A 25007-nucleotide genomic window follows, 5' to 3' on the forward strand; every position below is an offset into this window, starting at 1 on the left:
AACTTGCGCCATAACCTGACCGAAGCATCCGCTTCCCCGGCACTGATCTTCTGGATCCTTGCCGGGTGGGCAGGATTTCTCATTCTGCCCTGGTATGGGGTCGAGGATGGTTTTTTCGCGCTTGAATGGCTGTTCGACGGATACCCTTTCGATGAGGATTTTGCGCCGGCGGCTTTTCTGATCGGGCAGGGGGAAAAGCTCTGGCTGGCACCGCTGCTGCTGCCGCTTGTGATACCACTGCTGGCGCTGAGGCTGAAAAAGAGCGATCCGAATTACGCCCGTCTACTGATACTTTCGGGTGCTTTCGGCTTTGCGTGGCTGATCGCCCAGGGGTTCGGGATCGGGATCCGCGGGTTCACATTCGACTGGCTCACCACTCTGTTCGGTGATCTGGATGATCGTCAGTTTGGCATGGGCTACGGCGCGCTGCTGGTTGCGTCATCGTTTCTGTTTCTGTTCACGCAGGGCATTGCCGCCCGGGGTGCCGTTAACGGAGACGTTTTTGTCGTCAGTGCCATTGGCGGCGTGATCGTCATCGTAACCACCTTTGTCTTTTTTCCGATTGCCAGGATGCTGCTGGCAGCCTTCATCACCGAAGAGGGCGGATACTCAGCCGCCGTCTTTGCCGCCAAGTTTTTTGACGACCGTCTCTGGGGGCTGGGGTGTCTCTGGGGCGGGCGGTGTGGCGCCGCATGGAACTCGCTGATCCTGGCCGTTCTTGTAGGCCTCATCACGACCGTACTGGGTCTTGTCTTTGCGCTTGTGGTGACGCGGTCGGGTTTCCGGTACAAACGGGCGCTGCGCGCGCTGACCGTCCTGCCCATCATTACACCGCCCTTTGTCATCGGGCTGGCACTCATTCTGCTTTTTGGGCTGTCCGGCTCGGTTACCCAGTTTTTCGCCGAGCTGTTTGGCGTACAACCGACGCGCTGGCTTTACGGGATGCCCGGGGTACTGATCGCTCAGACGCTGGCATTCACACCCATCGCCTTTCTTGTGCTGATCGGCGTTGTCGAAGGCGTTTCGCCATCGATGGAGGAAGCCGCACAGACCCTGCGCGCGAACCGGTGGCAGACGTTCCGGACGGTTTCTCTGCCGCTGATGCGTCCGGGCCTGGCGAACGCATTCCTGCTCGGCTTTATCGAAAGCATGGCCGACTTTGGGAATCCGCTTGTTCTGGGCGGAAATTTCGATGTTCTGTCGACCGAGATATTCTTTGCCATCGTCGGCGCGCAATACGACCAGGGGCGCGCGGCGGTGCTGGCGATGGTCCTGCTCTTCTTCACGCTTTCAGCCTTTTATGCCCAGCGCATGTGGCTGGGTAAAAAGAGCTACACCACCGTCTCCGGCAAAGGTGATGCGGGTGTCCACCCCCTGATGCCAAAGGGTCTGGCCGTGCCGGTCTTTATCGCCGCTGGCGTCTGGGGCCTGTTCACTGTCGTCGTCTACGGCATGATCCTTTATGGCAGCGTGGTTGAGCTCTGGGGTGTCAACAACACGCTGACGTTCAAACACTACGTCACTGCGTTTTCTGTCCGGTTTGAAGACGCGGGCATCCGCTGGACCGGGGCCGCCTGGGACAGCTTCTGGACAACGATCTACATTGCCGCGGCGGCTGCTCCGCTGACTGCCATCGTCGGCCTGGTGACCGCCTATCTGCTGACCCGTCAGAGCTTTGCGGGTAAAAACGCCTTTGAATTCGGCACGATGCTGTCGTTTGCTATTCCCGGCACGGTTATTGGCGTCAGCTACATTCTGGCCTTCAACGTGCCGCCGATTGAAATAACCGGGACCGGCATCATCCTGATCGTCAGCTTTATTTTCCGGAATATGCCGGTGGGCGTGCGCGCGGGTATCGCGTCGATGAGCCAGCTGGACAAGTCCCTTGACGAATCCTCGCTGACCCTCGGCGCCAATTCCTGGCAGACGTTCCGCAAGGTCATCCTGCCGCTTCTGCGCCCGGCAATTCTGGCCGCACTTGTCTACAGTTTCGTGCGCGCAATGACGGCGATTTCGGCTGTGATCTTCCTCGTCTCAGCCGAGTACGACATGGCCACGAGCTACATCATCGGGCGGGTTGAGAACAACGACTACGGGCTCGCCATTGCCTATTCGACAACGCTGATCTTCGTCATGCTGGCAGCGGTCGGCCTGCTTCAGCTTCTTGTCGGACGCACGAAAATCGGTCGCCGGACACAGTTCACGTCAGGAGAAAAGCCATGAGCGAAGCAACCATTGTGGGCAAGGCAGCGCCTGTGCGGTTTGAGAATGTTTCCAAGCGCTTCGGGCGTGATGTTGTGGCAGTCGACAACATCGACCTGAACGTCGAGGCCGGTAAGCTGGTAACGCTTCTCGGCCCGTCAGGCTGTGGCAAGACGACGACGCTCCGCATGATTGCCGGGCTGGAGATGGCCTCGGACGGGCGTATTCTGATCGGTGACCGTGATGTCACCACGCTGCCGGCGACGGACCGCGACGTTTCGATGGTGTTTCAGTCGTATGCGCTTTTCCCGCATATGAGCGTTCTGGAGAACGTGTCCTATGGTCTAACGTTTTCAGGGTTTTCAAAGGCAGAGACCCGCGAACGCGCGCTGGCCGGGCTTGAGCTTGTTGGCCTGAAGGGTTTCGATACCCGGTTGCCGAGCGAGCTGTCAGGGGGGCAGCAGCAACGCGTCGCTGTGGCACGTGCGCTGGTGCTGGAGCCGCAAGTACTGCTGTTCGACGAGCCCCTTTCCAACCTTGATGCCAAACTGCGGCGTCAGGTCCGCGAGGACATCCGGGCGATACAGCAGGACCTCGGGCTGACGGTTGTCTATGTAACCCATGATCAGGAAGAAGCGCTGGCGGTGTCAGATGAGATTGTGGTGATGCGCAACGCAGGGATTGCGCAGATCGGATCGCCCCGCAGCCTTTACGACGCACCGGTTGATCAGTTTGTCGCCGACTTTATTGGCGAGGCAAATATTCTGCCGTGCACCATCGACAGCGTCGAGGGCGACACGGCAACCATATCGATTGAAGGGTACGCTCACAGACTGCCGGCGCGAGGCCTCGGGGCAGGGCCTGCAAAACTGGCCGTGCGGCCCTCAAGGCTGGTCATTGGCGCAGCACGCGGCTTTGCGGCCAGGGTGACCAAGGCGACGTATGTCGGGGTACGCATGGAATACACTCTCGAGGCCAGTTTTGGCTCAATGTTCGCTGTGCACGACGATGTCGACAGCCCGCTCGGTGTTGGTCTCGATGTAACTGTCGGGTTTTCGGACAAAGGTCCGGTGTTGTTGCCCGAAGCCTAGCGTGCCTGCCCGAAGGCATCCTGTGACACCTGCAGCAGCGTATCGAAAACAGTGGCTGTCCCGACAACCACACGGCCGCCGTCACGGATCATCGCATCGGCATCCTGCGCTTCGACGCAGCCACCCGCCTCGCTGACGATCAGCTGACCGGCAAGGCAGTCCCAGGCATTCATGTGTTCCTCGGAGTACCCCAGCAGACGTCCTGCGGCGACATAGGCAAGCGACAGCGCCCCGGACGCGTTGCGATAGAACATCGCTCCCTGGCCCACCAGCGCGGTGACAAGTCTTACAACACCCTGATCATCAACCCGGTTCGAATAGCCAATCCCCACAGAGCCGTCTGCCATTGTGCGGTCGTCACTCAGGCGCAGGGGCGCGTCATTCAGAAAGGCGCCCTGGTCGCGGACGGCAACGAATGTCTCATTGTTGCACGGGTCGTGGATGACACCGATCTGCGTTTGTCCGTCCTGCACGCCTGCGATCACAACGGTCCAGGCGGGAATGCCGTTGATAAAATTGGTTGTGCCGTCGATCGGGTCGATCACCCAGGTATAGCCCGATGTGCCGGTCGCGGGGGCGTGTTCCTCGCCCACGATTGCATCGTCGGGGAATGCGCCGGCGAGCAGTTCACGCGTGAGCAGTTCGACGTTTCTGTCTGCCTGCGAGACGAAGTCCTGATGCCCTTTGTGATCAATAACCAGCGCGTCCTGATCGGTGAAATACTCAAGTGCCAGCTGCCCGGCCTTGCGGGCGATTTCCACGGCTGTGTTTTTCCGGTCTGTCATGAGCATCCACTTTCCTGGGTTCCGGCTTTCTTTCTACGGCAGGGACCGCGACGCGGCCACCGTTGTGTGACCGGGAACGCCGGTGATAAGGTCTCAGCTGTCTGCGTCGACCGGCATGGCGAAACCGGTTTTTACACGATTCATTACGGCACTGGTCCTGAACCGCAGGACATTTTCCTCTTCAAGGAAATACTCTGCCGTGAAGGCCTCATAGTCGGCCATATCCCGTGCAGACACGATCAGAATGAAATCCGCATTTCCCGTCACATAGTAACACTGCATTACCTCCGGTGCCTTCTGCATTCTGGCCTTGAAGTAATCCAGATCAGCCTTGCGCTCACGGTGCAGGGACACTTCGACGATAAGCAGCAGCCCCCGGCCAATTCTGGTCGGATCAAGAAGCGCAATTTCGGCTTCGATAATGCCCGAAGCCCGCAGTCGCGCCATGCGTTTCCGACAGGCGTCAGGTGACAGGCCGACCTCCTGAGACACGGCCTCTGCCGTCAGTCGTGAGTTTTGCTGAAGCGCCTGCAAAATATCGGCGTCGAATCGATCCATAGGTACAATGATGGCCAAAAAGCGGACAATGCCGAAGTGATTAATCGAATTAGGGCCGTAAATCGGACGAATACGGGAAAATGGGGCTGTTTTCAGACCAATTGTCCCGAAACCATCCGGCAATGATGTCGCGTTCTGAAGTAGCATTTTCAGGTGCCGTGACGGTTTCTGTCCGGACATCCGACTGAACTGAGACTGTGGTTTTTGACCTCTGACGTGTATTGATTTGAACTTTTTGACACATAAACCGAACCCCGGTGCGCGTCTTTTTTCACCGGACTCATCCTCGCCATGTGGCGGCTTTTTTCCGGCCCGCTTTTTTTACTCTGATTTTGAAGGAGCAGATTTTTATGAGACGTAGTTTACTGATTTTGGGGGCCGTAAGTCTTTTGCCTCTGGGGGCACAGGCTGCCACTTACCAGCAGTCCGGTATTGTGCTCGAAACAGAGACCAGGCAGAGCGCATGGGGTCCGGGGGATGCCGCGCGGCTGGACGATACAATCTTCATCGGACCGGATCCCTGGAGTGAATCCGAGACATTTGGTGGTTTTGTCGGCGGCGCAACCTCGATCACCTATCCCAATCCCAAGCATATTGCCTGGAAAGCCTGCAGGCTCATCCCCTTTATCGGCTCAAAATGCGGCAGGGAACCTGCCAAGAACCTGACAACCAAACTTGATACAACAACGGGCGCGCAGGCCTCGATTTCGAGTTCCGGCCGCGCCGGGCTGGAACTCAGCTATGCGCTGGACGCAGGCTCAGTAGGGTCACGACTGGAGTATGTCGCACATGCGGACGTTCCGGGAACCACCCTGAAAAAAGGTCAGACGGTTTCCCTGACGACGACTGCGGAGCTTGTATCAGGCACGCTGGACTCTCAATCACCCACGGCCGAGGCGTCCATTGACGTCGTCGCCGATATCCAGGTGGATGTTTCGACCACCGGCTGTGCCGTCGGCGCCTGTACATCGGGCAGCAAGAACCTGATCAACGTTGATGGCTTCCGCAAGGAACTGATCTCCATTGATCCCACGGAAATCAATTATCTCGATGGATTTCTGCCCGACCTGGTGGAACTTTCCACACCGATCGGGGATGTGCCGACGTCGCTTGAAGCGGATCTGGTAACCAGAAAGCTGGACTTTAACACCAACGTGAACAATGACACCGGTGCACCGGGCGATCCCGACGATCCCAAAACAAAGAAAGAGAATATCGTCGATTCAACCGAGCCCGGCAGTGGTCTGTTCATTGAACTGGCCCGCGTTGACGCGAAAGTTCCGCTTCTGGAACTGAATGGCGTGAAAGAAGACGGCAAAGACGAGATTGTTGTTGATGGCAAAGCTGACTTTCTGGCGCTGAGAGCCGACATCGACGGTCTGCTGACCTATGCAGGGGCGTTACCGCCTCTGGGCATCCGCGCCGACTTTGGCAAATTCGTGTCCGGTTCGATCGATCTGATCGACATTGAGACAGGTCCGAAAATCGACGTGTTCCAGACGTTCAGACTGACGCAGGATCTGATGGTCGATCTGTCTTTTGACAAACAGGTCGATATCGCGGGCATAGGTCTGACCAAAAGCTGGACCGGACTGTGGGAAGAGCTTCCGGATTTCAGCCTGATCGATACCACCATCGCTACGCCGACATTCTTTACGCAGGCGATGCTGCACAGCACCACAGGCTTCGACTTCGGGGCCGATTTCAACATTGACCTGCTCAAGGGAAATCTCACCGTGGGGACGGGCGGTGTGAACGCATTCGAAGGCTCATTCGGCCCTGTATTCAAAACAGGCGGCGAGACCAGCTTTGGCCGCGTTGCTCTGTTCGATGAGATCTTTGCGCTTGGTGGGTTCAGCATGTTTGAGGGCGAAGCAATGACGTTCCGCGTCGGCGAGATCGTTCTGCCATCTCAGGTTCCGCTGCCTGCCGGCGCATGGCTGTTGCTGGGTGGACTGGCTGGCCTCGGGGTGATGCGCAAGGCGCAAAAGCGCGCCTGACCTGCGTCTCTGTCTGAACACCGGCTCCTGCATCTGTGGGGGCCGGTTGCGGTTTTCTGGCGCAGACCATGGTTGCAGCGCGCCCGGGCGCGGCAGCGTTCAGGGTGTTCCCCGCTCTCCCCAGTTCAGCCAGCAGGCCTCCTCCGGCGACAACAGTTCGGCGCATCGGTCGGTATAGGTGGCGATGTCAGCATCGCTCAGCCGGCCTTCCCACTTGTTTGAGGTGCCCGATGCAAAGAAATCAGCCATGTCTTTGAAAGGCGACTCTTCGTGGAACCGCTTTTCACTCTGTTCGGCAACTCTGCGCATGCTTGCAAAGGTGTTTGCCTTTGTAATTGCGCTCAAGGTGTCCCCGGACAGATCAATTTCCAGAAGCCCGGCCATACGCGCAATCTGGCCATGCAGATCTCTGGTCAGATCGGCATAATGGAAGAAATGGACATTGCCTTTATCGCGTAGCCTGCGGGCCTCTAGAAAATGATGCGCAACAGAAGCAATGGTCAGATCATCGGTGCCGGTATCGGTCAGCGGGTTTTCGACAAAGCGCCTGAAGCCTTCTCTGATATCATCCGGGAACATGTCCTGCAGAACGCCCGGCTGTTTCATATTCGCGACGTGATTGCGGAATGAGAAATGGACGTCGACCGGGTGACGGTAGACCACGAAATAGGTCGGTTCAGCACCATATGCGATACCATCCATCGGCGTGTGGCTCTTCAGACACCGCCTGCGCGTCAGGGCTGTCTGGCCGGCGGCAAGCGCCTGCCGGTCGCGAAATGCGCAGTCGATCCAGGGGGCATCATTTCTGTTGCCGGCGTCCGGAACGACGCGACCATGGATCAGCATCATCACGATGTTCAGTGTCCAGGTCGTCCCGCATTTTGGCGGCGTGCTGACAATGACATCGTCAGTTCGCAGCTGAAAGGTGTCCCAGATCTCTGTGTTTGTGACCGGGCCGCTATAATCCCGCTGGCGTTCGGTGCGCACCATGTTCATTTCAGTTCCCTCTGGCTGGTGCAGCGACATTAACACTGCTGCGGAAAATCACGAAATGCCCTGTATGAGCAAAGCCTCGCCCCGGTTCTGCGGTGTCTCTGATCCGGGTCGAAAGCATCATGGCAAAGATACTGCCTGCACTGGGCAGGGCACATGTCTGGCTGCGGATGGACAGGTCAGGGACAGCAGATACAAAACCGGACGCAGATGTCAGCCACGCGGGTGCAGCGGCGTCTCATCCCCGGTCGGCCGTGTCGCGATTGCTTAGCGGACGGGCCTGGCTGGCAGACCGGACAGACCTTCGCGCAGGGACGGTTTCTGATCAGGAACGCCGCCGGGCAGGTCCCGGCGATCATCCCGTCAGGTGTAGAAGTGGCTTTTCCGACTGGGGCAGGGGAACAACAAACTGCAGAGCCGGATCGCATGGCTCTGTGACGAGCCATGCGACGGCGCTTCACGCGTCGGGAGCTTCGACGTCGGACCAGTCAGCAACAAGCTGAGGTGCACGACCGCCCTGCACCTTGATGGTGTCCAGTGCTGTTCGGATCTCCGCCAGTTCCGCTGGCGTGAACCTGACCTGCGCCGCTGCGACGTTGTCCCTGAGGTGGGACATCTGCGTCGTGCCAGGGATCGGAACAATGCCGTCGCCCTGCGCCAGAAGCCACGCAAGTGCAATCTGGCCTGGTTTCACCCCTTTTTTGGCGGCCCAGTCAAGGGCAAGATCCACCAGCGCCATGTTTGCTGCGCGGTTTTCGGTGTCCATGCGCGTGGTCATTGCGCGGAAATCTCCGGGCGCAAAACTGGTTTCCATGTCGATGGCTCCGGTCAGGAAACCGTATCCCAACGGGGCAAAAGGTACAAAACCAATGCCAAGTTCCGCGCACAGTGGCAGGATATCTGCTTCCCGACCGCGCCAGAGCATTGAATATTCGCTTTGTACGGCGCTGACGGGCAGGATTTCGTGCGCGCGGCGCAGCGTCCCCGGGCCCATTTCGGACAGTCCCCAATGCAGCACTTTGCCTTCGTCCATCAGGTCTCTGACGACGCCGGCAACCTCTTCAATCGGCACGTTCGGATCGACACGGTGCTGGTACAACAGGTCAATGCGATCGGTTCCAAGGCGGCGCAGCGATCCTTCGACCGCACGGCGAATGCGCCGGGGCTCGCTGGTGACAGTAAAATCCCATACACCCGTATCGGGGTCGACGCCAAACCCAAACTTTGTCGTCACCTGAATGTCGTTGCGGAACGGTGCCATTGCCTCGCCCAGAATGCGTTCACATTCAAAGGGGCCGTAGACTTCGGCACAATCGAAAAAGGTCACCCCCTGCTCGTAGGCCGACCGGATCAGGCGGATCATCTCATCGCGATCCGGCACGGTTGTGTGGAAAGTGCGGTGCATATTCTGGACACCGAGACCAAGCTCGGACACCTCCAGGTTGCCCAGACGTCTGCGCCCGGTCGCAACCAGTGGGCTGGCCTGGGCCCCGGCCTGAGTGGCGCCCAGTGCGACTGTTGCCGCAGCGGCCGGGATGCCGGCCAGAAAAGCGCGGCGATTATGATTGATGTCTCCGTTTGATGTGGTCATGGGAAAGCTCCTTGAATTCTCGTGTTGTGTGGTCGGGTGCGGGCGTTGTTCAGCGGCCGGGCGTGTTGCGGACAAAGTCATTGCCGCGTTCGGCGGTGGCAAAGAAACTCATGCCATCCACGCGCCAGCCTTCTTCGGTCCGGACGAAACTGTGTTCATAGGTGCCCCAGACCTCCCACAGTGCATTGCCGCCATTCTCGGTCAGTGCACCGCGCTCCATCCTGTTCCAGGCATAGCCATGGCTGACCATTGTAGCGGTTCCCGCGTTTTCAAATGTGATCCGGTGATTGCCGCGCAGGTGGAAAGACGCCTTTTCGTCGGTAAGGTTCGCCGACCAGCCCTCAATCAGTGCATCTGCAGGGATCGTGGCCGGCGCACCTCCGACCAGAGAGGTGAAATCCACCTGGATTTCATCGACGAAAAGGCTGCGGGCCAGCGCCCAGTCCTTTGCGTCAACGGCTGCGTCTATCGTGTCCGCAATGCGGATCATCTCGGCATGGTCGACAAGGTTTTCGACAGTAACCGGCGTACCGGCTGTTGTTTCAGCGACGCCCGGCAGGCTTGTCGCAATCGCAAGGACCGTGCCTGTGAGCGCTGTTTTGAACGTGGATACCATGTTGTTTCTCCATCGGTATGTGTCTCGATGGCTTCAACATGGCAGTCGCGGGAGATAATTTAAAAGTCTGTATAAGTATTATATCAATGCCTGATGGGTATTTATTTCCAGAACCGTATGCGTAAGTAACTGGGTCAGGCTGCCGGGCGATTTTCGTGTCAGAAACAGGAATTCGATCGGAACAGATAACCCTTCGACCTCGCGGAACTGAACGCCGCGCGGCGGCCGCTGCATGTTGGTTGAGTTTACAAAAGCGCATCCCACTCCGGCCGACACGAGGCTGAGCATTGTCGTTTCATCCACGGCTTCCTGTACGATCTGTGCCTCAAACCCCAGACTTTTCAAAGCGCCGAACAGCTGATCGTGATAGGCCGGGGCCACGGACCTGGGAAACGCGACGATGGGCAGACCGTCTATGTCTTCAAAGGTCAGCTTGCCGTCGGTGTCAAAGACCAGATCCGTCGACGCCGCCAGAACGACGTTATCGGTGCGCAGCGGGTGCACGGCCAGCGCGTCGCTCACAAGGTTGTCCTGTCGGTAAACAAATGCCGCGTCGATCTCACCGGCAAGAAGCGCGTCAATCTGATCCACCGACCGCATCGGTCGGATATCCAGCCTGATACCGTCGTGCCTGCGCTTGAACCGGTTGAGGGTCAGCGGCAGATGACCTGCCCAGGAGGCGGCCTCTAGCAGGCCGATCCTCAGGGAACCTGTCTCTCCGTCCGAGATGCGACGTGCAGTTTCAGCAGCGTCTTCGGTGTCCTGCAGAATGGCGCGTGCCCGGTCGGCAAAGACGCGCCCTGCATCCGTCAGCACAACCCGGCGACCTTCGCGCAACAGGAGGTCAAAGCCCAGTTCCAGTTCAAGATCCCGGATCTGACGCGAGACAGCGGGTTGCGCAATGTTGAGCCGTTCTGCAGCGCGACTGATACCACCATGCTCAGCGACGGCCACGAAATATCGCAGGTGACGGAGCTCCATACATACCTCCAGAGCATAAATTTCAACACAACTTAGCATTGGCAGGCATGAAGCCAAGTCTCTACCTCTGGTTCCATGACAAAGCATTCGGAGCAAGTGTGATGCCAGAGCAGACAGAGGCGAGAATTGCAGGGACCTTATTCGGTGCGATCACAGTTCTCTGCTGGGCAGGGTTCAACGTCGCCGCCAAAGCTGGCGTCGACGCCGGAATGTCGCCTTCGGCCGTCAGCTTTCTGCGATATCTGACGCCGGGGTTTGTCGCTTTCCCGCTTTTGATCTGGTTGCGGCATCGCAACCGGGGCAAGGGCCTGCCAGGCCTCAGGCTGTGCATCCTTGCGGTCCTTGGCGGCCCGCTTTTTGGCCTGATTGCTGTTGCGGGTTACCAATACGCTCCGCTTTCTCACGGTTTGCTGTTCGCGCCCGTCGCTGTTTTTGTTTCCGGAGCGGTTTTCGGGGCTGTCCTTTTAAAGGAACGCATTTTCGTGTCCCGCGTCCTCGGGGCCTTTATCATGTTTGGCGGTCTTGCCGTGCTGGTAGGTTTTGAAACTCCTGACGCCCGGGGCACCTGGCTTGTGGGTACCGGCCTGTTCACAGCGGCGGGGATCATGTGGGGCGGATACACCGTTTTACTGCGCCTGTGGCAGGTTCCCTTGCTTGAAGGCACAAGCGCCATTGCCGCCTTTGGCGCGGTCTTTGCTGCTCTTTTGCTTGGTCCGGCTGCGTGGCCATCACTTGCAGAGACGAGTACAGTGATGCTGCTGACCCAACTTGTCATGCAGGGCATTGTAGGCGGCATCCTGAGCGTCGTCGTGCTGGTTGCAGCGCTGCAACGGCTGACGGCGCAGACAGCTGCAGTGCTGCCCACGTTCACGCCGGCTGTTGCCATGATTATCGCATGGGTCGTTTTCGGGACGCGCCCTCATTCTGTGGAATTTATCGGAGCTGCAGTTATCTTTCTGGGCTTCAGCATAACAACAGGCGGCACCTCTGTTCTGAACGCCATTCAGCGAAGGCGGTCTGCCGCTTCAGAGACGAACCCGGTTTTTCCGACTTAGGATATCGGCGTCTGCGAGCGGTTTTAATGGGAGGGCCAGAGCACCGGCCGGGACAGCAGATTGACCGGGTTTATGACCTGTTGCTCGTGGACATCCGGAGCTGTGACGTGATCCTTCCATTGGGGCCGAGCGATTTTCATCGCCCGGCCAACAATGTCGAAGACAGTGAACCGTGTCTGTATCGGCCGGTCAGAACGGGGCAAACCCGTCAGATGGCTCAGGTGGAACTGTCCATCGAACACGCGGATCAATCCTGGGGATTTCAGCGTCGGGATGCGGGATCCGGCCGTTTCTGCCGTAAAGCCACAACACGAAGTTCGTGCGTTGTCCTTGTATGATTGGCTCGGACGCATGGGGAACACTGCCGTGGTGGATCAGGGCTGTACCGGGTTCAAAATACAGCTTTTTGACCCGTCGTGTTGCCGGGTCAATAAAGCTCACAGCAGATCCGGAAAAGCTCTCGCCCGGCAAATTGAGGTTGATGTTCAGCGTGACCGACGACGCATCAGAATGCGGGCGCAGTGACGCGTCCTTTTCGGCCTGCCACTGAACAGAGAATCCGAAAGTCTGCGTATCACAGCCCATGATATCCGGGAACAGGAGGCGCGATACGGGCCGCATATAGGTGTTCATCAGGCCGCGGTAAAACGTCTGAAAGGCCGGCGCGCCAAGATACCCTTCCGAGCGTGGGTCAAGCATTGCACCGCCACGGTTCAGGGAGATGCCATAGGGCGGGCGCAGCGGGATGCCGGCGCTGGCGACTTTATCCAGGTAGCTCCGCAGTACGCACAGGCGTTCGGGATCAAAGAACCGGGTTTTGTAGACACCCGGAAATACTTCTTCCCAAAGGTCCCTGACTGCGCCTTCGGTCGCGGGGTCTTTCCATGCCGCCTCTACTGCGGCGCGCAGACGGCTGTCATAGACAGACGCATCCAGATCAGTTGGATTTGCCTGCTCCCATTCTTTCCAGGCTGCCTCGAAAAGCCCCTGGTTCTCATGCCAGAACCGGCCGGCTTCCGGGGCTCTTTGCAGCATTGCGTCCCGTGTGGGGCGATCCAGTGCGCGTGCGCGCGCGAGTGCATCCTGTGTCATGGCGTCGTTCAACTTTCCTGTGTTCAAGCCTGTTGCTTTCAGGATCACAGGTAATGCCATGCTAAAGATGTATAAACGGGCGATTATTTATAACAGAATTCGCTTTTTCTAAATAAATAAACCGCACTCAGAGCTCTGACCATGCCGCCGTTTTGCCGATGTTCCGGATCAGAAAGTCCATGAACACGCGGACTTTTGCGGAAACTACGTTGCTTTTCGGGTAGATCAGCCACAGTGCAGGGTTTTCGGCGAGAGTATAGTCAGGCAACACCCGTACGAGTGACCCTTCCTTCAGTTCACGATGTACTGCCCACAACGAGTTTATCGAGATACCAGCGCCTTCCCGCGTTACCCGCGCCTGGGTCAGCCCGTCGTTTACGATCAGTCGCTGAGCCGCCTTGCGGGGGGCAAATGCCGCTTTGGTTCCATCAACCGACACCAGCTCCCGCGGCTCCGGATCCCTGAAGGCAACCAGACGATGCGCCAGCAGATCGTCTGGTGTGGTTGGTGTACCATATTTGTCCAGATATTCCGGTGCAGCGCAGAGAATGCGGTTGTCATCAGCCAGTTTGCGCGCCGTCAGGCTGCTGTCCTCGAGGACTGAGTTGCGCAGGGCCAGGTCATAGCTGCCCTCGATCAGATCAAACTGCGCATCCGATAAGTGAAGATCCAGCGTCAGGTCCGGACAGGTATCCATAAAGGCCGGCAGCAGCGGGGCGATATAGAGTTGAGCAAAAGTACTGGGCGCTGCAAAGCGCAGTGTGCCGCTCACCTCGGCCGTGCCTTTCCCAAAGGCGGCAAGGGCGGCTTCTTCCTGTGCGATCAGTTCGCGGGCGTAGGGCAGGAAGTCCTGTCCCTCCAGAGACACGGAGACTTTTCGCGTGGACCGGTGCAGCAGCTCTGCCCCCAGCAGGTTTTCGAGTTTGGCCAGACGCGCACTTGCCACAGCCGGCGCCATCCCAAGAGTGCGACCCGCGGCGCTGATGTTCAGTGTTTCTGTCGCAAGGACAAAGAGGCGAAGGCTTTGAGTGTCCATATTATATGCATTTCCGGAATACTGAATTAAATTCAATCCCATTTATATATCTGATCAGAAGTATAGATCAAAGGCCAGAAAAGGAAGGAGACCGTGATGACCCAGACCGCGACCGTGAATTATCACGTGCATAAACCCGGGCGTCAGGCTTTTGAGCTGGATGCAGGCGGGATAAAAGGCAACCTTATCGCGCCGGAACTGGCACCGACGGAGGTCCGGGTGCGGGATGTGCGCGCGCTGCCCGCAGATGTGTCGTTTCATGACGAGGCTGTCACTTTTGCGTTCGCCCCGACAAAAGCGTCTTTTTCTGATACCGGCAACGCCTGGCAGGCAGCATATGACACAGAGCTTGCCGCTCTTCTGACCGACAGGCTCGACGCCCGGGAAGTGATCGTTTTTGATCACACCATTCGCGTTGATGATCCGGACGCCGTGCGCAAACCCGCCCGGAACGTACACAGCGACTACAGCCCTAAAGGTGCAGAGCAACGCCTGGTTGACATTCTGGGCGCAGAGAAGGCATCAGAATGGAGCGCTGGCCACTATACCTTTATTAACATCTGGCGTCCGGTGGAGGCACCGGTCAACTCTGCGCCTCTGGGTTTCATCCTGCCGTCGAGCGTTTCGGCTGAGGACTGGATCCTGCTTGATCTGATCTATCCCGACCGGAAAGGACAGATCCTGGGACTGGCGGCAAACCCGGGTCATCAGTGGATTTATATGTCCGGTATGACCCCGGACGAGGTTGCGATTTTCAATATTTTCGACAACCGGGGGCGGCCTTCGATCGGCCATTCCGCGCTGGACATGGTTGAGGACCCCGGCGTTACAACCGTCCGTAAAAGCATCGAAAGCCGCACGCTGGTGCGCTTTGCGTGATACCAACCAGGTCGCAAAACACAGGCAAACGAAAAGAGACATTATGACCAAGACAATCCTCATCACCGGATCAACAGACGGCATCGGCCTGCTGACGGCGCAGTACCTTGCAAAGGAAGGCCACAGGATCCTGCTTCACGGGCGCAGCGCAGCCAGACTGGAAACTGCCTTAACAAAGGTGAATGGTGACGTTGAAACTTATGCCGCTGATCTGTCGCGCATGGCAGATGTCCGGACCTTTGCCGACGAAGTGCGCAAAAAACACAGCCGCCTTGACGTGCTCATCAACAATGCCGGTGTGTTGAAAATTGCGGATACCAGAACCGAGGAGGGCCATGACGTGCGCTTTATGGTTAACACCTTCGCGCCCTATGCGCTGACCCGTGCCCTGCTGCCGGTTATCCCGAAAGACGGGCGGATTGTGAACCTGTCCTCAGCGGCGCAGGCCCCCGTTGATCTGGCCGCAATGCGTGGCGAAAGGCAGCCTGGCCATAATGACGCCTATGCGCAAAGCAAACTCGCTATCACGATCTGGACCCGCGCACTGGCCAAGGAACTTGCCGACGGACCTGTGGTTGTTGCGGTTAACCCCGGGTCGTTGCTGGCCTCGAAGATGGTCAGGGAAGGCTATGGAATCGAGGGCAGTGATCTGTCTGTTGGTGCTGACATTCTGCGTGAGGCAGCGATCGGTGCTTCCTTTGCGGATGCCACTGGAAAGTATTTTGACAATGACAGCGGCCGGTTTGCAGAACCACACGCAGCAGCACGGGATGCAGCCCATTCTGCACAGGTGATGCAAGGTATTGAAGATGCACTGAAGTCCCTGAACTGACCCTGAAGAGGCCCGGACAGCGCCGGGCTCTTCGCCAATCCACCACATGAGACCCGAAGCCTCCGGCGATACCTGTCGTCCGGACACAAGAAAGGACTGTCCGATGAAATATGAGAACTTCCAGACATTTGACGTGAAGGTCGAAGATGCCATTGCAACTGTGACCTTCGATTTTGGTACGGTGAATGTCCAGGGCCAGGAGATGCTGGCCGATCTGAACAGCCTCGCGATGCGGCTGGAGCGGGATCGTGATACCAAAGTGGTTATCTTCCAGTCAGCCAACCCCGAAGTATGGGTGTGCCACTACGACACTGAACTGCTCAGGGATTTGTCGACAGAGGCCGTGTCGCGCGACGAAGCACAACTGCTGGACCTGCAGACTGTCTGCGAACGCATCAGCAAAGTGCCTCAGGCGACGATTGCCAAACTTGAGGGGTTTGCGCGGGGTGGTGGCCACGAACTGGCGCTTGCGCTCGACATGCGGTTTGCGGCACGCGGCAGGTTCAGATTCATGCAGATGGAAGTGGGCATGGGCATCCTGCCCTGTGGCGGTGGTGCATCCCGCATGGCGCGTCAGACAGGTCTGGGCCGCGCGCTGGAAATCATCCTGAGCGCCCGCGATTTTGATGCCGATGAAGCCGAGGCCATGGGCACGATCAACAGGGCTCTGGATGCAGACGAGATCGACGGTTACGTCAACGCCCTGGCGCAGCGGATCGCGAAGTTCCCGGCAGAGTCGATCAATGCCTGCAAACAGATGGTCTATGAGTCGATTGACAAACCTATTGATGAGGCGCTGAAGGCAGAGGCCTTCTGGCTTTACCAGGCGACCAGCAAGACCCCCGCTGTCAAACGCTTCGCCCTAGCAGATGAGCAGGGTCTGGAGCATGACATGGAAAACCAGCGGAACTGGGAAACACTGGTGATGGATGTTCAGGATATCAACTGAGGTTGAATGAAGGTGCAGCTACCGGGCCGTCAGGGCCGGGTGGCTGTCCCCGAGGTCGTACACGATCTGGCCGGCAGCGTGGTTTGGACCGCAGAAGCTTACCGCGTTGTCCGCATCGAGAGGGCAGGGCCCGTCGCCCACCAGAGCGTGACCTGAATGGTCAGGGGTTTTCATCAAAATCTGACCCGGAACAAGTGCCCGGGCGAAACCTCAGCGGTTCACGTCAGAAGGAAGACGTGGACATGAAACGGGCGGGCGAAAAACCGGGCGCGTGCACGCAGAAAATAAAGGTTGCCGCCGGGGAAACGCTGCATGTACTGGCGTCCGTCTTTTAACCTTTGGTCAGGGTGAGCGATGACCGCTCTGACTGCGAGGCTGGGAGGTTGCGGTTGGGCTTTTGGCTGATGGGTCCGTCATCTGATCAGGACACCCCCATCTGGCCCGCATTTGTCCGGTATACTTTCGGATACAGAAAAACATACGTTTTACAACGGCTTAAAAATTATAGAGAAATTCATGTCGCAATAAAATTTCAAAATAAAAATACTTGACGAAATTTAATTACGCGCTCAGTTCATTGCGGACGGCGCGGTACTGCACCCGTGGTGCATATCTCGCTGAGTAAGTTCGGGCGTTGTAGTGGCGCTGTCATCCAGAAGCGGCTCTTGGCTATGATTAAATCGATCCTTGTTCCAGTGCGTGGCGATGGCATGGTTGCGACCGTGCTCGCACATGCCGCTGAACTTGCCAAACAGCACGAGGCACAGGTCAACGTTGTCCATTGCCGCGCGCAGCCGAAGGATCTGATCCCGCAGGGCATTGCCCTGAACGACTTCGCCCGGAAAGTTATGACGGAACAGGCCAGCGAGCTTGCGAACCGCCAGGAAGATCATCTGCGCGGCATCCTGCATCGCCTGGCCCGCGACTTTGGTCTCCAGGAGGATACTGACCAGAACGGCTCTGCAAACTGTAATTTTGTCGAGGAACAGGGCCGTATGGCCGACGTCGTCAAACATGCGGGGCGGCTGTCGGATATTATCGTTCTCCCGAAGCCTCAGAGAGAGAGAAATCTCGGACAAAGCTCTCTGAAAGCTGCTCTTTATGGTGCAGGGCGGCCCGTGCTCATCTGTCCGGGGCAGTTGCAGCCTGACGAAACCTTTGCGCAGCACGTGGCCGTTGGCTGGAACGGATCGCTTCCTGCTGCCCGCGCCGTTGCATCGTCTCTCGACGTGGTGCACGCGGCCAGGCGTGTCAGTATCCTTGCAGGCGGAAAGGTGCAGGTGCATGGACCTTCGGCAGAGGAACTTGTTGCCTACTACGCATTGCGCGGCATCACAGCTGAAGTCATGGCTTTTGAGGGGAAAGACCCCGCAACCGGACTGCTCAGGACCTGCAACGAGATCGGGGCCAGTCTGCTGATCACCGGTGCCTACAGCCACAGCCACGAGACAGAAATGCTTTTTGGAGGCAACACAGAACGCATCGTCGACAAGACAGAAATGCCCATCCTGATGGCGCATTGAACCACCCCGGTTACGAAAGGTCGTCGCAAAGACATCGGGGACATCCCCGCCAGTTTCAGAGTTTGCGCGAATACGCAAAATCCACGTCCGGAAAGCGGACATATTCAGGGAGGAATACAGAATGAAATTTTCAAAGAGAGTTTTTCTGGGGCTTGCCGCCGGCAGCGCACTTGCAACACTGCCCATGTCAGCCTGGGCTGAGGACTGGCAACCCACCCGTCCGGTTGATTTCACGATCATGGCCGGGTCGGGTGGCGGCGCTGATCAGATCGCGCGGTTCGTGCAATCCGTTGTCGAAGCGAATGATATGACGAACCGGCCGCTGATCCCGACAAACCGTGGCGGCGGATCAGGCGCCGAAGCGCTGCTGCATCTCAAGGATGCGCGCGACCCCGACCACACGCTCATGGTGACGCTGAATTCGTTCTACACAACCCCGATCCGCCAGGAAGGTCTGGGTGTCGATATCGAAAAGTTCACACCGATCACTATGATGGGCGTGGATCCCTTTGTGCTCTGGGTTCACAAAGACTCCGGCATCACGACCTTCGAGCAGTATATCGAAAAGGTTCGTGAAATGGACGGCGAGTTCGTCATGGGCGGTACCGGCACAGGTCAGGAAGATTCCATCGTTATCGCCTATATGTCGGGCGCGTTCGATCTTGATATCAAGTACATTCCCTATGACGGCGGTGGCGCAGTGGCCAAAGACCTCGCAGGCCAGCAGATTATGGCCACGGTCAACAATCCTGCCGAAGCCAAGGGCTTTTACGAAGCAGGTGATTTTATCCCGCTTCTGGCCTTTTCAGACGAGCGCATGGATGCCTATCCGGATGTGCCGACACTGAAAGAAAAAGGACACGATTTTTCCTATTATAACCAGCGGGCCATCGTCGGTGCGCCGGGCATGTCAGACGAAGCTGCAGCCTATTATCGTGACCTGTTCGGAAAGGTCTATGAGGGCGAAGACTGGCAGACCTATCTTGTTTCAGAAAGCCTGTCTCCGCTGCCGATGGATGAAGCCCAGACGCGCGCATACTGGACAACGCAGGTGGAAAACCACCGCAAGCTTCTGTCTGAGATCGACGGCTGACATACGCAATACGGAAAGGGGCAGAGATGCGCCAAGGTGAGATATCACTCGCAGGGATCCTTGCCCTTTTTTCCCTGTACCTGATCTGGAAGAGCGCCGAGCTGCCCATCGGATTCATTCGTGGCCAGGGGCCGGGGGGCGGATTCTGGCCCTTCTGGCTTTCGGTGGGGATGTTGCTGAGCTGCCTCGCCATCGCCTGGAACTGGTGGCGCGGCAACAGTCCGGCATCCGTGTCCGATGAACCACTTATGGATGCCTTCGGATGGCGAACCGTCCTTCACGTGGGCGGAGGGGTTGTCGGATTTGTTGCGTTGATATCTGTCGTGTCGATGTACGGGGCCGTTGCACTGTTTCTTGTGTATTATCTGCGGTTTCTGGGGCGCCATTCCTGGCTTCTGACGCTGGCAATCGCACTGATACTGCCGATCGGCCTCTTCTTCTTTTTCGAAGGTGCGATGCAGGTTTCGATGCCTCAGGGCCTGCCGTTCACACAGCCTTTTTTCGATCTGATGTACGACATCATCTACTGACGCAGTCCGGGGCCGGGGATCATCATGGAAGTTCTCTCATTTCTTGCCAGTGGCGTCTTAACAGCGCTTGAGCCGATCAATCTCGGATTGATTCTGATCGGTGTGACGGTTGGTCTTTTTATCGGCGCGATGCCGGGGCTTGGATCAGTGAACGGGGTCGCCATTCTTTTGCCGGTTACGTTTCTGGTGCCACCCGCTTCGGCCATTATTTTTCTCGCGGCTATCTACTATGGCGCCATGTACGGCGGTGCCATCTCGTCGGTCACGCTGGGCATTCCGGGTGCCTCGACGGCCGTGGCAACTACCTTTGACGGACGTCCCCTGGCACTGCAGGGGCGGGCCAGCCTGGCGTTGGTGACGGCCGCTCTGGCGTCCTTTGTGGGCGGCACAGTGGCCACCGTGTTTTTCAGCCTCTTCGCACCGCTGCTGGCAACAGTCGCGCTGAACTTCGGGCCACCCGAAATCTTCGCCCTCATGCTGCTGGCTTTTGCGACCTTTGTGGGTCTCGGTGGTGATGATATCCCCAAAACGATCTTCTCGATCTGTTTTGGTCTGGTTCTGGCGACTGTCGGGTTTGACACGATTTCCGGCGAACCGAGGCTTGTGCTTTTTGACATCCAGGGGTTTATCCGCGGTATCGGCTTTATCGTGCTGGCCATCGGTGTCTACGGCATCGGAGAGATGCTCTGGACGATTGAGCAGACACGCGGCGACATCACGACAACAAATCCGCGGATGACGGCAAAGGGGCTCGCCTCGGACGCCAGAGAAGCAGTGCGTCGTGGATGGAAAGGCACCTGGATCGGCTCGGTTCTGGGCTTTTTTGTCGGCGTTCTGCCAGCCGCCGGGGCCACGCCGGGGTCGTTGATGTCTTACGGTGTTGCAAAGATGATTTCAAAGACACCGGGGGAATACGGACACGGCTCACCTGACGGTGTCGCAGCTCCTGAGGCGGCAAACAACTCCGCGTCCACGGGCTCGATGTTGCCGATGCTGACCCTTGGCATTCCCGGTTCCCCGACGACAGCGATCCTGCTGGGCGGTATGGTGATCTGGGGGCTGACACCGGGACCGCGTCTTTTTATTGACGAAAGTGAATTCGTCTGGGGCCTCATCGGGTCCTTTTATATCTCGAATCTGGCAGCGGTTTTGATCAACCTTGCGTTTATCCCGCTCTTTGTCTGGATGCTGCGGATGCCCTTCACCATCCTTGCTCCGCTGATCTTTGTGTTGTCCATCGTGGGTGGTTTTGCAGCGTCGCGCAGCATGCATGATCTCTGGCTGATTGTGATTTTCGGGCTTGGCGCGTTCTTCATGCGCAAGTTCGACTATCCCCTGGCCCCTGCGGTTCTGGCGATTGTCCTTGGACCGATTGCTGAACCGACGTTGCGCCAGTCCCTGCTTTTGTCATCCGGCGATCCGATGATTTTCTTTAACAGGCCGATTGCCGGGCCGATCACGGTGGTCGCGATCATTTTGATCCTGCTGCCGGCACTCAGGCTTTTGCGCCGCAAAAGGTCTGTGGCTTCCGGCTGAAAAACGCTGTTATCTGCCCCACAAAACCACCTAACGAAATGAGAGAGACGCCATGCCAATACTTGAGGACCTAATCCAGCGGCATCCCGAAAGCGCAGATGCAATTGGTGCACCCGGCCGGGACTGGATGACGTACGGCGATCTGAAAGGCCTGACTGAAGACGTCCGTGCCGCTTTGCGCGGCGCAGGTATTGGTGCCACAGATCGGGTTGCGATCGTCCTGCCCAACGGCCCGGAAATGGCCGCCGCATTTGTCACGGTGGCGCAATCCGCGACCACGGCTCCGCTGAACCCGGCATATAAGGAGGAAGAATTCGCATTCTACCTCGAAGATCTCAAAGCCAGCGCGATCATCGTCGAAGCCGGTTATGACGGTCCCGCACGCGTCGCGGCAGACCGGTTTGACATGACAGTGATTGAGCTCACGGCGACAGAGCCTGCCGGTAACTTTAAACTGTCTGCCGATGTGACCGGCGACGCCCCGGACACGGCACCAGCCGCTGATGACGTCGCCCTTATCCTTCACACATCCGGCACCACTTCGCGCCCCAAGATCGTACCGCTGTTGCAGTCCAATATCGCGGCCTCGGCGGAAAATATCTGCGCGTCTCTGGCCCTGACGTCGGAGGACTGCTGCCTGAACGTGATGCCACTGTTCCATATCCACGGTCTTATTGCTGCGGTCAGCGCATCACTTGCTGCCGGCGCCTCAATCAGTTGCGCACCCGGCTTTGACGCGCTGAAATTTTACGGATGGCTCGAAGAGGTGAACCCGACCTGGTACACCGCCGTGCCGACGATGCATCAGGCCATTCTGGCGCGTGCCCCGCGCAATACAGAGGTCATCAGGAACGCGCGCCTTCGGTTTCTGCGGTCTTCATCGTCGTCACTTCCCGGTCCTGTTATGACCCAGCTGGCAGAGACGTTCGGCGCGCCTGTTGTTGAAGCTTACGGCATGACGGAGGCTGCACATCAGATGTGTTGCAACCCGATTGAGCCGGGCCGCCAGAAACCCGGAGCCGTTGGCCTGCCCGCCGGTCCCGAAGTACGCATCGCGCACGAAGTTGAAAACCGCCTGATTGAAGGTGTCGGGGAAATCTCTATTTCCGGCCCAAACGTCACACCGGGGTATGAAGGAAACCCCGAGGCCAACGAAAAGAACTTCTTTGAAGCCGACGGCAGGCGCTGGTTTCGTACCGGCGATCAGGGCATGTTTGATGAGGACGGGTTTTTGTCCCTGACGGGCCGGCTGAAGGAAATCATCAATCGGGGCGGCGAAAAAATCAGCCCGCTTGAGGTTGATGGCGTCCTGTCTGATCATCCGGCTGTTGGCCAGTGTGTGACCTTTGCCGTCCCGCACGCGAAACTCGGGGAAGATGTCGGCGCCGCAGTTGTCCTCAAAGAAGGTCAGAGCGCCACAGACCGGGACATTCGTGAGTTTGCCGGTGAACGCCTGGCCGCTTTCAAGGTTCCGCGGAAAATCCTCATTCTGGATGAGATCCCCAAAGGTGCGACGGGCAAACTCCAGCGCATCGGTCTGGCCGAGAAACTGGGTCTTGGCTAAGGAACGCACCATGAAGATATGTGTTTTCGGGGCCGGTGCGATAGGAGGCTATATGGGTGCAAAACTTGCACAGGCGGGCGCAGATGTCAGTCTTGTGGCGCGTGGTCCGCACCTCAAAGCGATGCGTGAGCACGGGCTGCGTCTGATTGAGGACAGCGGTGAGACGACCGTGAACGTCACCGCCTCTGACGATGCAGCTGACCTGGGCCCGCAGGATTACGTGATTGTCACTCTGAAAGCCCATTCCGTGCCGCCTGTCGTGCCAAAAATGCAGCCGTTGATCGGGGATCAGACCACTGTTGTCTCTGGCGTGAACGGGGTGCCATGGTGGTATTTCCACAGGATCGGGGGGCCTCTTGAAGGCACAAGACTTGAAACCGTCGACCCCGGAAATGCGCAATGGGACGGCTTCGGACCTGACCGGGTGCTGGGCTGTGTGGTCTACCCGGCAGCAGAGGTGATCGAACCGGGCGTGGTCAAGCACATCGAAGGCAACCGCTTCTCGCTCGGGGAACCGGACGGATCAAAATCCGACCGCGCGCTGGCCCTTTCCCGTGCATTGTCCGATGCAGGGCTGCGGGCTCCTGTGAGACCAAAGATCCGCGATGAAATCTGGGTAAAGCTCTGGGGGAACCTCTCGTTCAATCCGATCTCTGCGCTGACCCATGCGACACTGGACGTTTTGTGCACGGATCCGGGCACGCGCCAGGTGGCACGCAACATGATGATTGAAGCGCAGACGATAGCCGAAAAACTGGGTGTAAGATTTCCCATCGACGTTGACCGCCGGATCCAGGGCGGCGCTGATGTGGGCGCGCATCGCACTTCCATGCTGCAGGATCTCGATCAGGGCCGCCCTATGGAGATCGACGCGCTGGTCGGCTCGGTTAAGGAACTTGGCCGTGTAACAGACACGCCTACGCCAACAATTGATACGGTCCTGTCGCTGATCGCGCTACGAGGTAAAACCGCCGGGCTTTACGATACCTGAAGCGCGGTTGCACCGCGACAGTGCATCGTCCGCGAGCCGTCCACAGCGTACGGCCCCGGTCGCAACTGAAGCTAACGGCAGAAAAGCCCTGCAGTTTCCAGGTTCACGTGACGCCGGGTGTCGCGGGCGCGGCACGTACCAGCAAATGGGGTCGCGGTCAAAAACGCGGGATTTACGCCGGAAACCCGTCAGGACCGGCCCTGCAGAAATCAATTATCCCGCGTCACAAAGCTGAAGCCGCCACGCGGCGCAGCGTGCATCGCGACAGGTGCGGTAACTGCTCTGAACTGACGCTTCTGCCAGCAGGTATCCTGCCCAAGGTCCATACCGGTAGCCTTCAGGAATACCCGGGGCGTGCTCACCAGGGCATATGACCAGAATACGGCTGCCGGGTAACTACGGTATGGGCCATTGTCGCCAGGGTCGTGAGATCAAAAACCGGCAATCGGAATTCCTGCTGCAGTTTCGACGCATAGGGTGGCAGATCTGTGCATTCCAGTACCAGCGAACGTATATCCGGCGCACGGGCCATCAGTTTACGGGCGGCGTCAAGGACCTCTGCCTCAATCAGGTCGGTGTCCATTGCGGTACGTTCGTATTTCAGGATCACTTCAGCAAACTCGGCGCTGCCCTCCATCCCCTGAACAGCAACCGGAATGTCGCCAGCACCGATCGCTTTGAAATGTGTATCGGTCAGGGCAGAGGCATCCGCAGTCAGAATACCGACCGGGGCGGTCGCGCCTGTCATGTGGAAGGCCAGCGGCACCTGGATCAGGCTGGAGGCGAAGACAGGAATGTTTACGGCGGCGGCGAGTTCGCGCTGGAACAGCGCCAGAAATCCGCAACTGCCGGTGATCGCACGGACACCTTCACGCTCCAGCTTTCTGGCCCCGGCCAGGAATGGTTCCAGCAGGTCCGGTGTCGGGTTGTTCAGCAGGTCAGGGACTGTGACCCCGTCAATCATCTCGTAGAGAACAGGGAAGGGCAGGCCGGAAGGGTTCTTGATGTGGCCGGGTGGTTTGGGAAAATAGCTTTCAAGGCACAGAACGCCGATGGTTGCGCCGCATATGTTTTGGCCGCCCTGGAAGAGTGTCATGGTGGGTACTTTCT

General features: G+C 58.1%; 22 protein-coding genes. 13 read left to right on the forward strand and 9 right to left on the reverse strand.

What is annotated here, in order from left to right:
- The first annotated feature begins 3 nt into the window (after window positions 1-3).
- Together Q0792_RS01340 and Q0792_RS01345 are read left to right on the forward strand one after the other, a co-directional pair.
- On the forward strand, window positions 4-2223 hold the full coding sequence (locus tag Q0792_RS01340) for an iron ABC transporter permease (RefSeq protein ID WP_298835810.1): 2220 nt from the start codon (window positions 4-6) through the stop codon (window positions 2221-2223).
- A complete protein-coding gene (locus tag Q0792_RS01345) occupies window positions 2220-3293 on the forward strand; it encodes an ABC transporter ATP-binding protein (RefSeq protein ID WP_298835811.1) in 1074 nt (357 codons plus the stop codon). The genes Q0792_RS01340 and Q0792_RS01345 overlap by 4 nt, the downstream gene beginning before the upstream one ends.
- Here the strand turns inward: Q0792_RS01345 and Q0792_RS01350 are convergent.
- Both Q0792_RS01350 and Q0792_RS01355 read right to left on the reverse strand, forming a co-directional pair.
- A complete protein-coding gene (locus Q0792_RS01350) occupies window positions 3290-4078 on the reverse strand; it encodes an inositol monophosphatase family protein (protein ID WP_298835812.1) in 789 nt (262 codons plus the stop codon). The genes Q0792_RS01345 and Q0792_RS01350 overlap by 4 nt on opposite strands.
- A 93-nt stretch (window positions 4079-4171) precedes the next feature.
- On the reverse strand, window positions 4172-4636 hold the full coding sequence (locus Q0792_RS01355; protein WP_298835813.1) for an Lrp/AsnC family transcriptional regulator: 465 nt from the start codon (window positions 4634-4636) through the stop codon (window positions 4172-4174).
- A gap of 350 nt (window positions 4637-4986) precedes the next feature.
- Between Q0792_RS01355 and Q0792_RS01360 the strand changes: the two genes are divergently transcribed.
- The gene (locus Q0792_RS01360; RefSeq protein ID WP_298835814.1) at window positions 4987-6636 is read left to right on the forward strand and encodes a VPLPA-CTERM sorting domain-containing protein; all 1650 of its coding nucleotides are present in this window, start codon (window positions 4987-4989) and stop codon (window positions 6634-6636) included.
- Window positions 6637-6735: 99 nt separating this feature from the next.
- On the opposite strand, the gene Q0792_RS01365 is transcribed toward Q0792_RS01360, so the two are convergent.
- The 4 genes from Q0792_RS01365 to Q0792_RS01380 all read right to left on the reverse strand — a co-directional run bounded on the left by Q0792_RS01365 (window position 6736) and on the right by Q0792_RS01380 (window position 10817).
- A complete protein-coding gene (locus Q0792_RS01365; protein WP_298835815.1) occupies window positions 6736-7632 on the reverse strand; it encodes a sulfotransferase domain-containing protein in 897 nt (298 codons plus the stop codon).
- 454 nt (window positions 7633-8086) lie between these two features.
- Entirely contained in the window at window positions 8087-9220 is a 1134-nt protein-coding gene (locus Q0792_RS01370) for an aldo/keto reductase (RefSeq protein ID WP_298835816.1), read from the reverse strand.
- 49 nt (window positions 9221-9269) lie between these two features.
- Entirely contained in the window at window positions 9270-9836 is a 567-nt protein-coding gene (locus tag Q0792_RS01375) for a nuclear transport factor 2 family protein (protein ID WP_298835817.1), read from the reverse strand.
- Between the two features lie 78 nt (window positions 9837-9914).
- Window positions 9915-10817 carry a LysR family transcriptional regulator gene (locus Q0792_RS01380; RefSeq protein WP_298835818.1) on the reverse strand — a complete coding sequence of 301 codons (903 nt, stop codon included), beginning with the start codon at window positions 10815-10817 and terminating at the stop codon, window positions 9915-9917.
- A 101-nt stretch (window positions 10818-10918) separates the two neighbouring features.
- On the opposite strand from Q0792_RS01380, the gene Q0792_RS01385 reads away from it, so the two are divergent.
- Window positions 10919-11872 carry a DMT family transporter gene (locus Q0792_RS01385; protein ID WP_298835819.1) on the forward strand — a complete coding sequence of 318 codons (954 nt, stop codon included), beginning with the start codon at window positions 10919-10921 and terminating at the stop codon, window positions 11870-11872.
- A 189-nt stretch (window positions 11873-12061) separates the two neighbouring features.
- Here the strand turns inward: Q0792_RS01385 and Q0792_RS01390 are convergent, their stop codons facing one another.
- Both Q0792_RS01390 and Q0792_RS01395 read right to left on the reverse strand, forming a co-directional pair.
- Window positions 12062-12964 carry a 2OG-Fe(II) oxygenase gene (locus Q0792_RS01390; RefSeq protein WP_298835820.1) on the reverse strand — a complete coding sequence of 301 codons (903 nt, stop codon included), beginning with the start codon at window positions 12962-12964 and terminating at the stop codon, window positions 12062-12064.
- A gap of 127 nt (window positions 12965-13091) precedes the next feature.
- Entirely contained in the window at window positions 13092-14000 is a 909-nt protein-coding gene (locus Q0792_RS01395; protein ID WP_298835821.1) for a LysR family transcriptional regulator, read from the reverse strand.
- 96 nt (window positions 14001-14096) lie between these two features.
- Between Q0792_RS01395 and Q0792_RS01400 the strand changes: the two genes are divergently transcribed.
- The 9 genes from Q0792_RS01400 to Q0792_RS01440 all read left to right on the forward strand — a co-directional run bounded on the left by Q0792_RS01400 (window position 14097) and on the right by Q0792_RS01440 (window position 23897).
- Window positions 14097-14879 carry a CmcJ/NvfI family oxidoreductase gene (locus tag Q0792_RS01400; protein ID WP_298835822.1) on the forward strand — a complete coding sequence of 261 codons (783 nt, stop codon included), beginning with the start codon at window positions 14097-14099 and terminating at the stop codon, window positions 14877-14879.
- Between the two features lie 43 nt (window positions 14880-14922).
- A complete protein-coding gene (locus Q0792_RS01405) occupies window positions 14923-15711 on the forward strand; it encodes an SDR family NAD(P)-dependent oxidoreductase (protein ID WP_298835823.1) in 789 nt (262 codons plus the stop codon).
- A 103-nt stretch (window positions 15712-15814) separates the two neighbouring features.
- Window positions 15815-16660 (forward strand): enoyl-CoA hydratase/isomerase family protein, encoded by an 846-nt coding sequence (locus Q0792_RS01410; protein ID WP_298835824.1) that lies wholly within the window; start codon window positions 15815-15817, stop codon window positions 16658-16660.
- 671 nt (window positions 16661-17331) lie between these two features.
- Window positions 17332-18183 carry a universal stress protein gene (locus Q0792_RS01415; RefSeq protein WP_298838545.1) on the forward strand — a complete coding sequence of 284 codons (852 nt, stop codon included), beginning with the start codon at window positions 17332-17334 and terminating at the stop codon, window positions 18181-18183.
- 121 nt (window positions 18184-18304) lie between these two features.
- On the forward strand, window positions 18305-19276 hold the full coding sequence (locus Q0792_RS01420) for a tripartite tricarboxylate transporter substrate binding protein (protein WP_298835825.1): 972 nt from the start codon (window positions 18305-18307) through the stop codon (window positions 19274-19276).
- A 26-nt stretch (window positions 19277-19302) separates the two neighbouring features.
- On the forward strand, window positions 19303-19806 hold the full coding sequence (locus Q0792_RS01425; protein WP_298835826.1) for a tripartite tricarboxylate transporter TctB family protein: 504 nt from the start codon (window positions 19303-19305) through the stop codon (window positions 19804-19806).
- 24 nt (window positions 19807-19830) lie between these two features.
- A complete protein-coding gene (locus tag Q0792_RS01430) occupies window positions 19831-21342 on the forward strand; it encodes a tripartite tricarboxylate transporter permease (RefSeq protein WP_298835827.1) in 1512 nt (503 codons plus the stop codon).
- A 52-nt stretch (window positions 21343-21394) separates the two neighbouring features.
- Window positions 21395-22906, forward strand: coding sequence for an acyl--CoA ligase (locus Q0792_RS01435; protein ID WP_298835828.1), 1512 nt, complete (start codon window positions 21395-21397; stop codon window positions 22904-22906).
- A gap of 10 nt (window positions 22907-22916) precedes the next feature.
- Entirely contained in the window at window positions 22917-23897 is a 981-nt protein-coding gene (locus Q0792_RS01440) for a 2-dehydropantoate 2-reductase (RefSeq protein WP_298835829.1), read from the forward strand.
- A 358-nt stretch (window positions 23898-24255) separates the two neighbouring features.
- On the opposite strand, the gene Q0792_RS01445 is transcribed toward Q0792_RS01440, so the two are convergent.
- Window positions 24256-24993, reverse strand: coding sequence for an aspartate/glutamate racemase family protein (locus tag Q0792_RS01445; RefSeq protein WP_298835830.1), 738 nt, complete (start codon window positions 24991-24993; stop codon window positions 24256-24258).
- Window positions 24994-25007 lie beyond the last annotated feature (14 nt).

The organism is uncultured Roseobacter sp., from assembly GCF_947495025.1.
GTDB lineage: Bacteria > Pseudomonadota > Alphaproteobacteria > Rhodobacterales > Rhodobacteraceae > Roseobacter.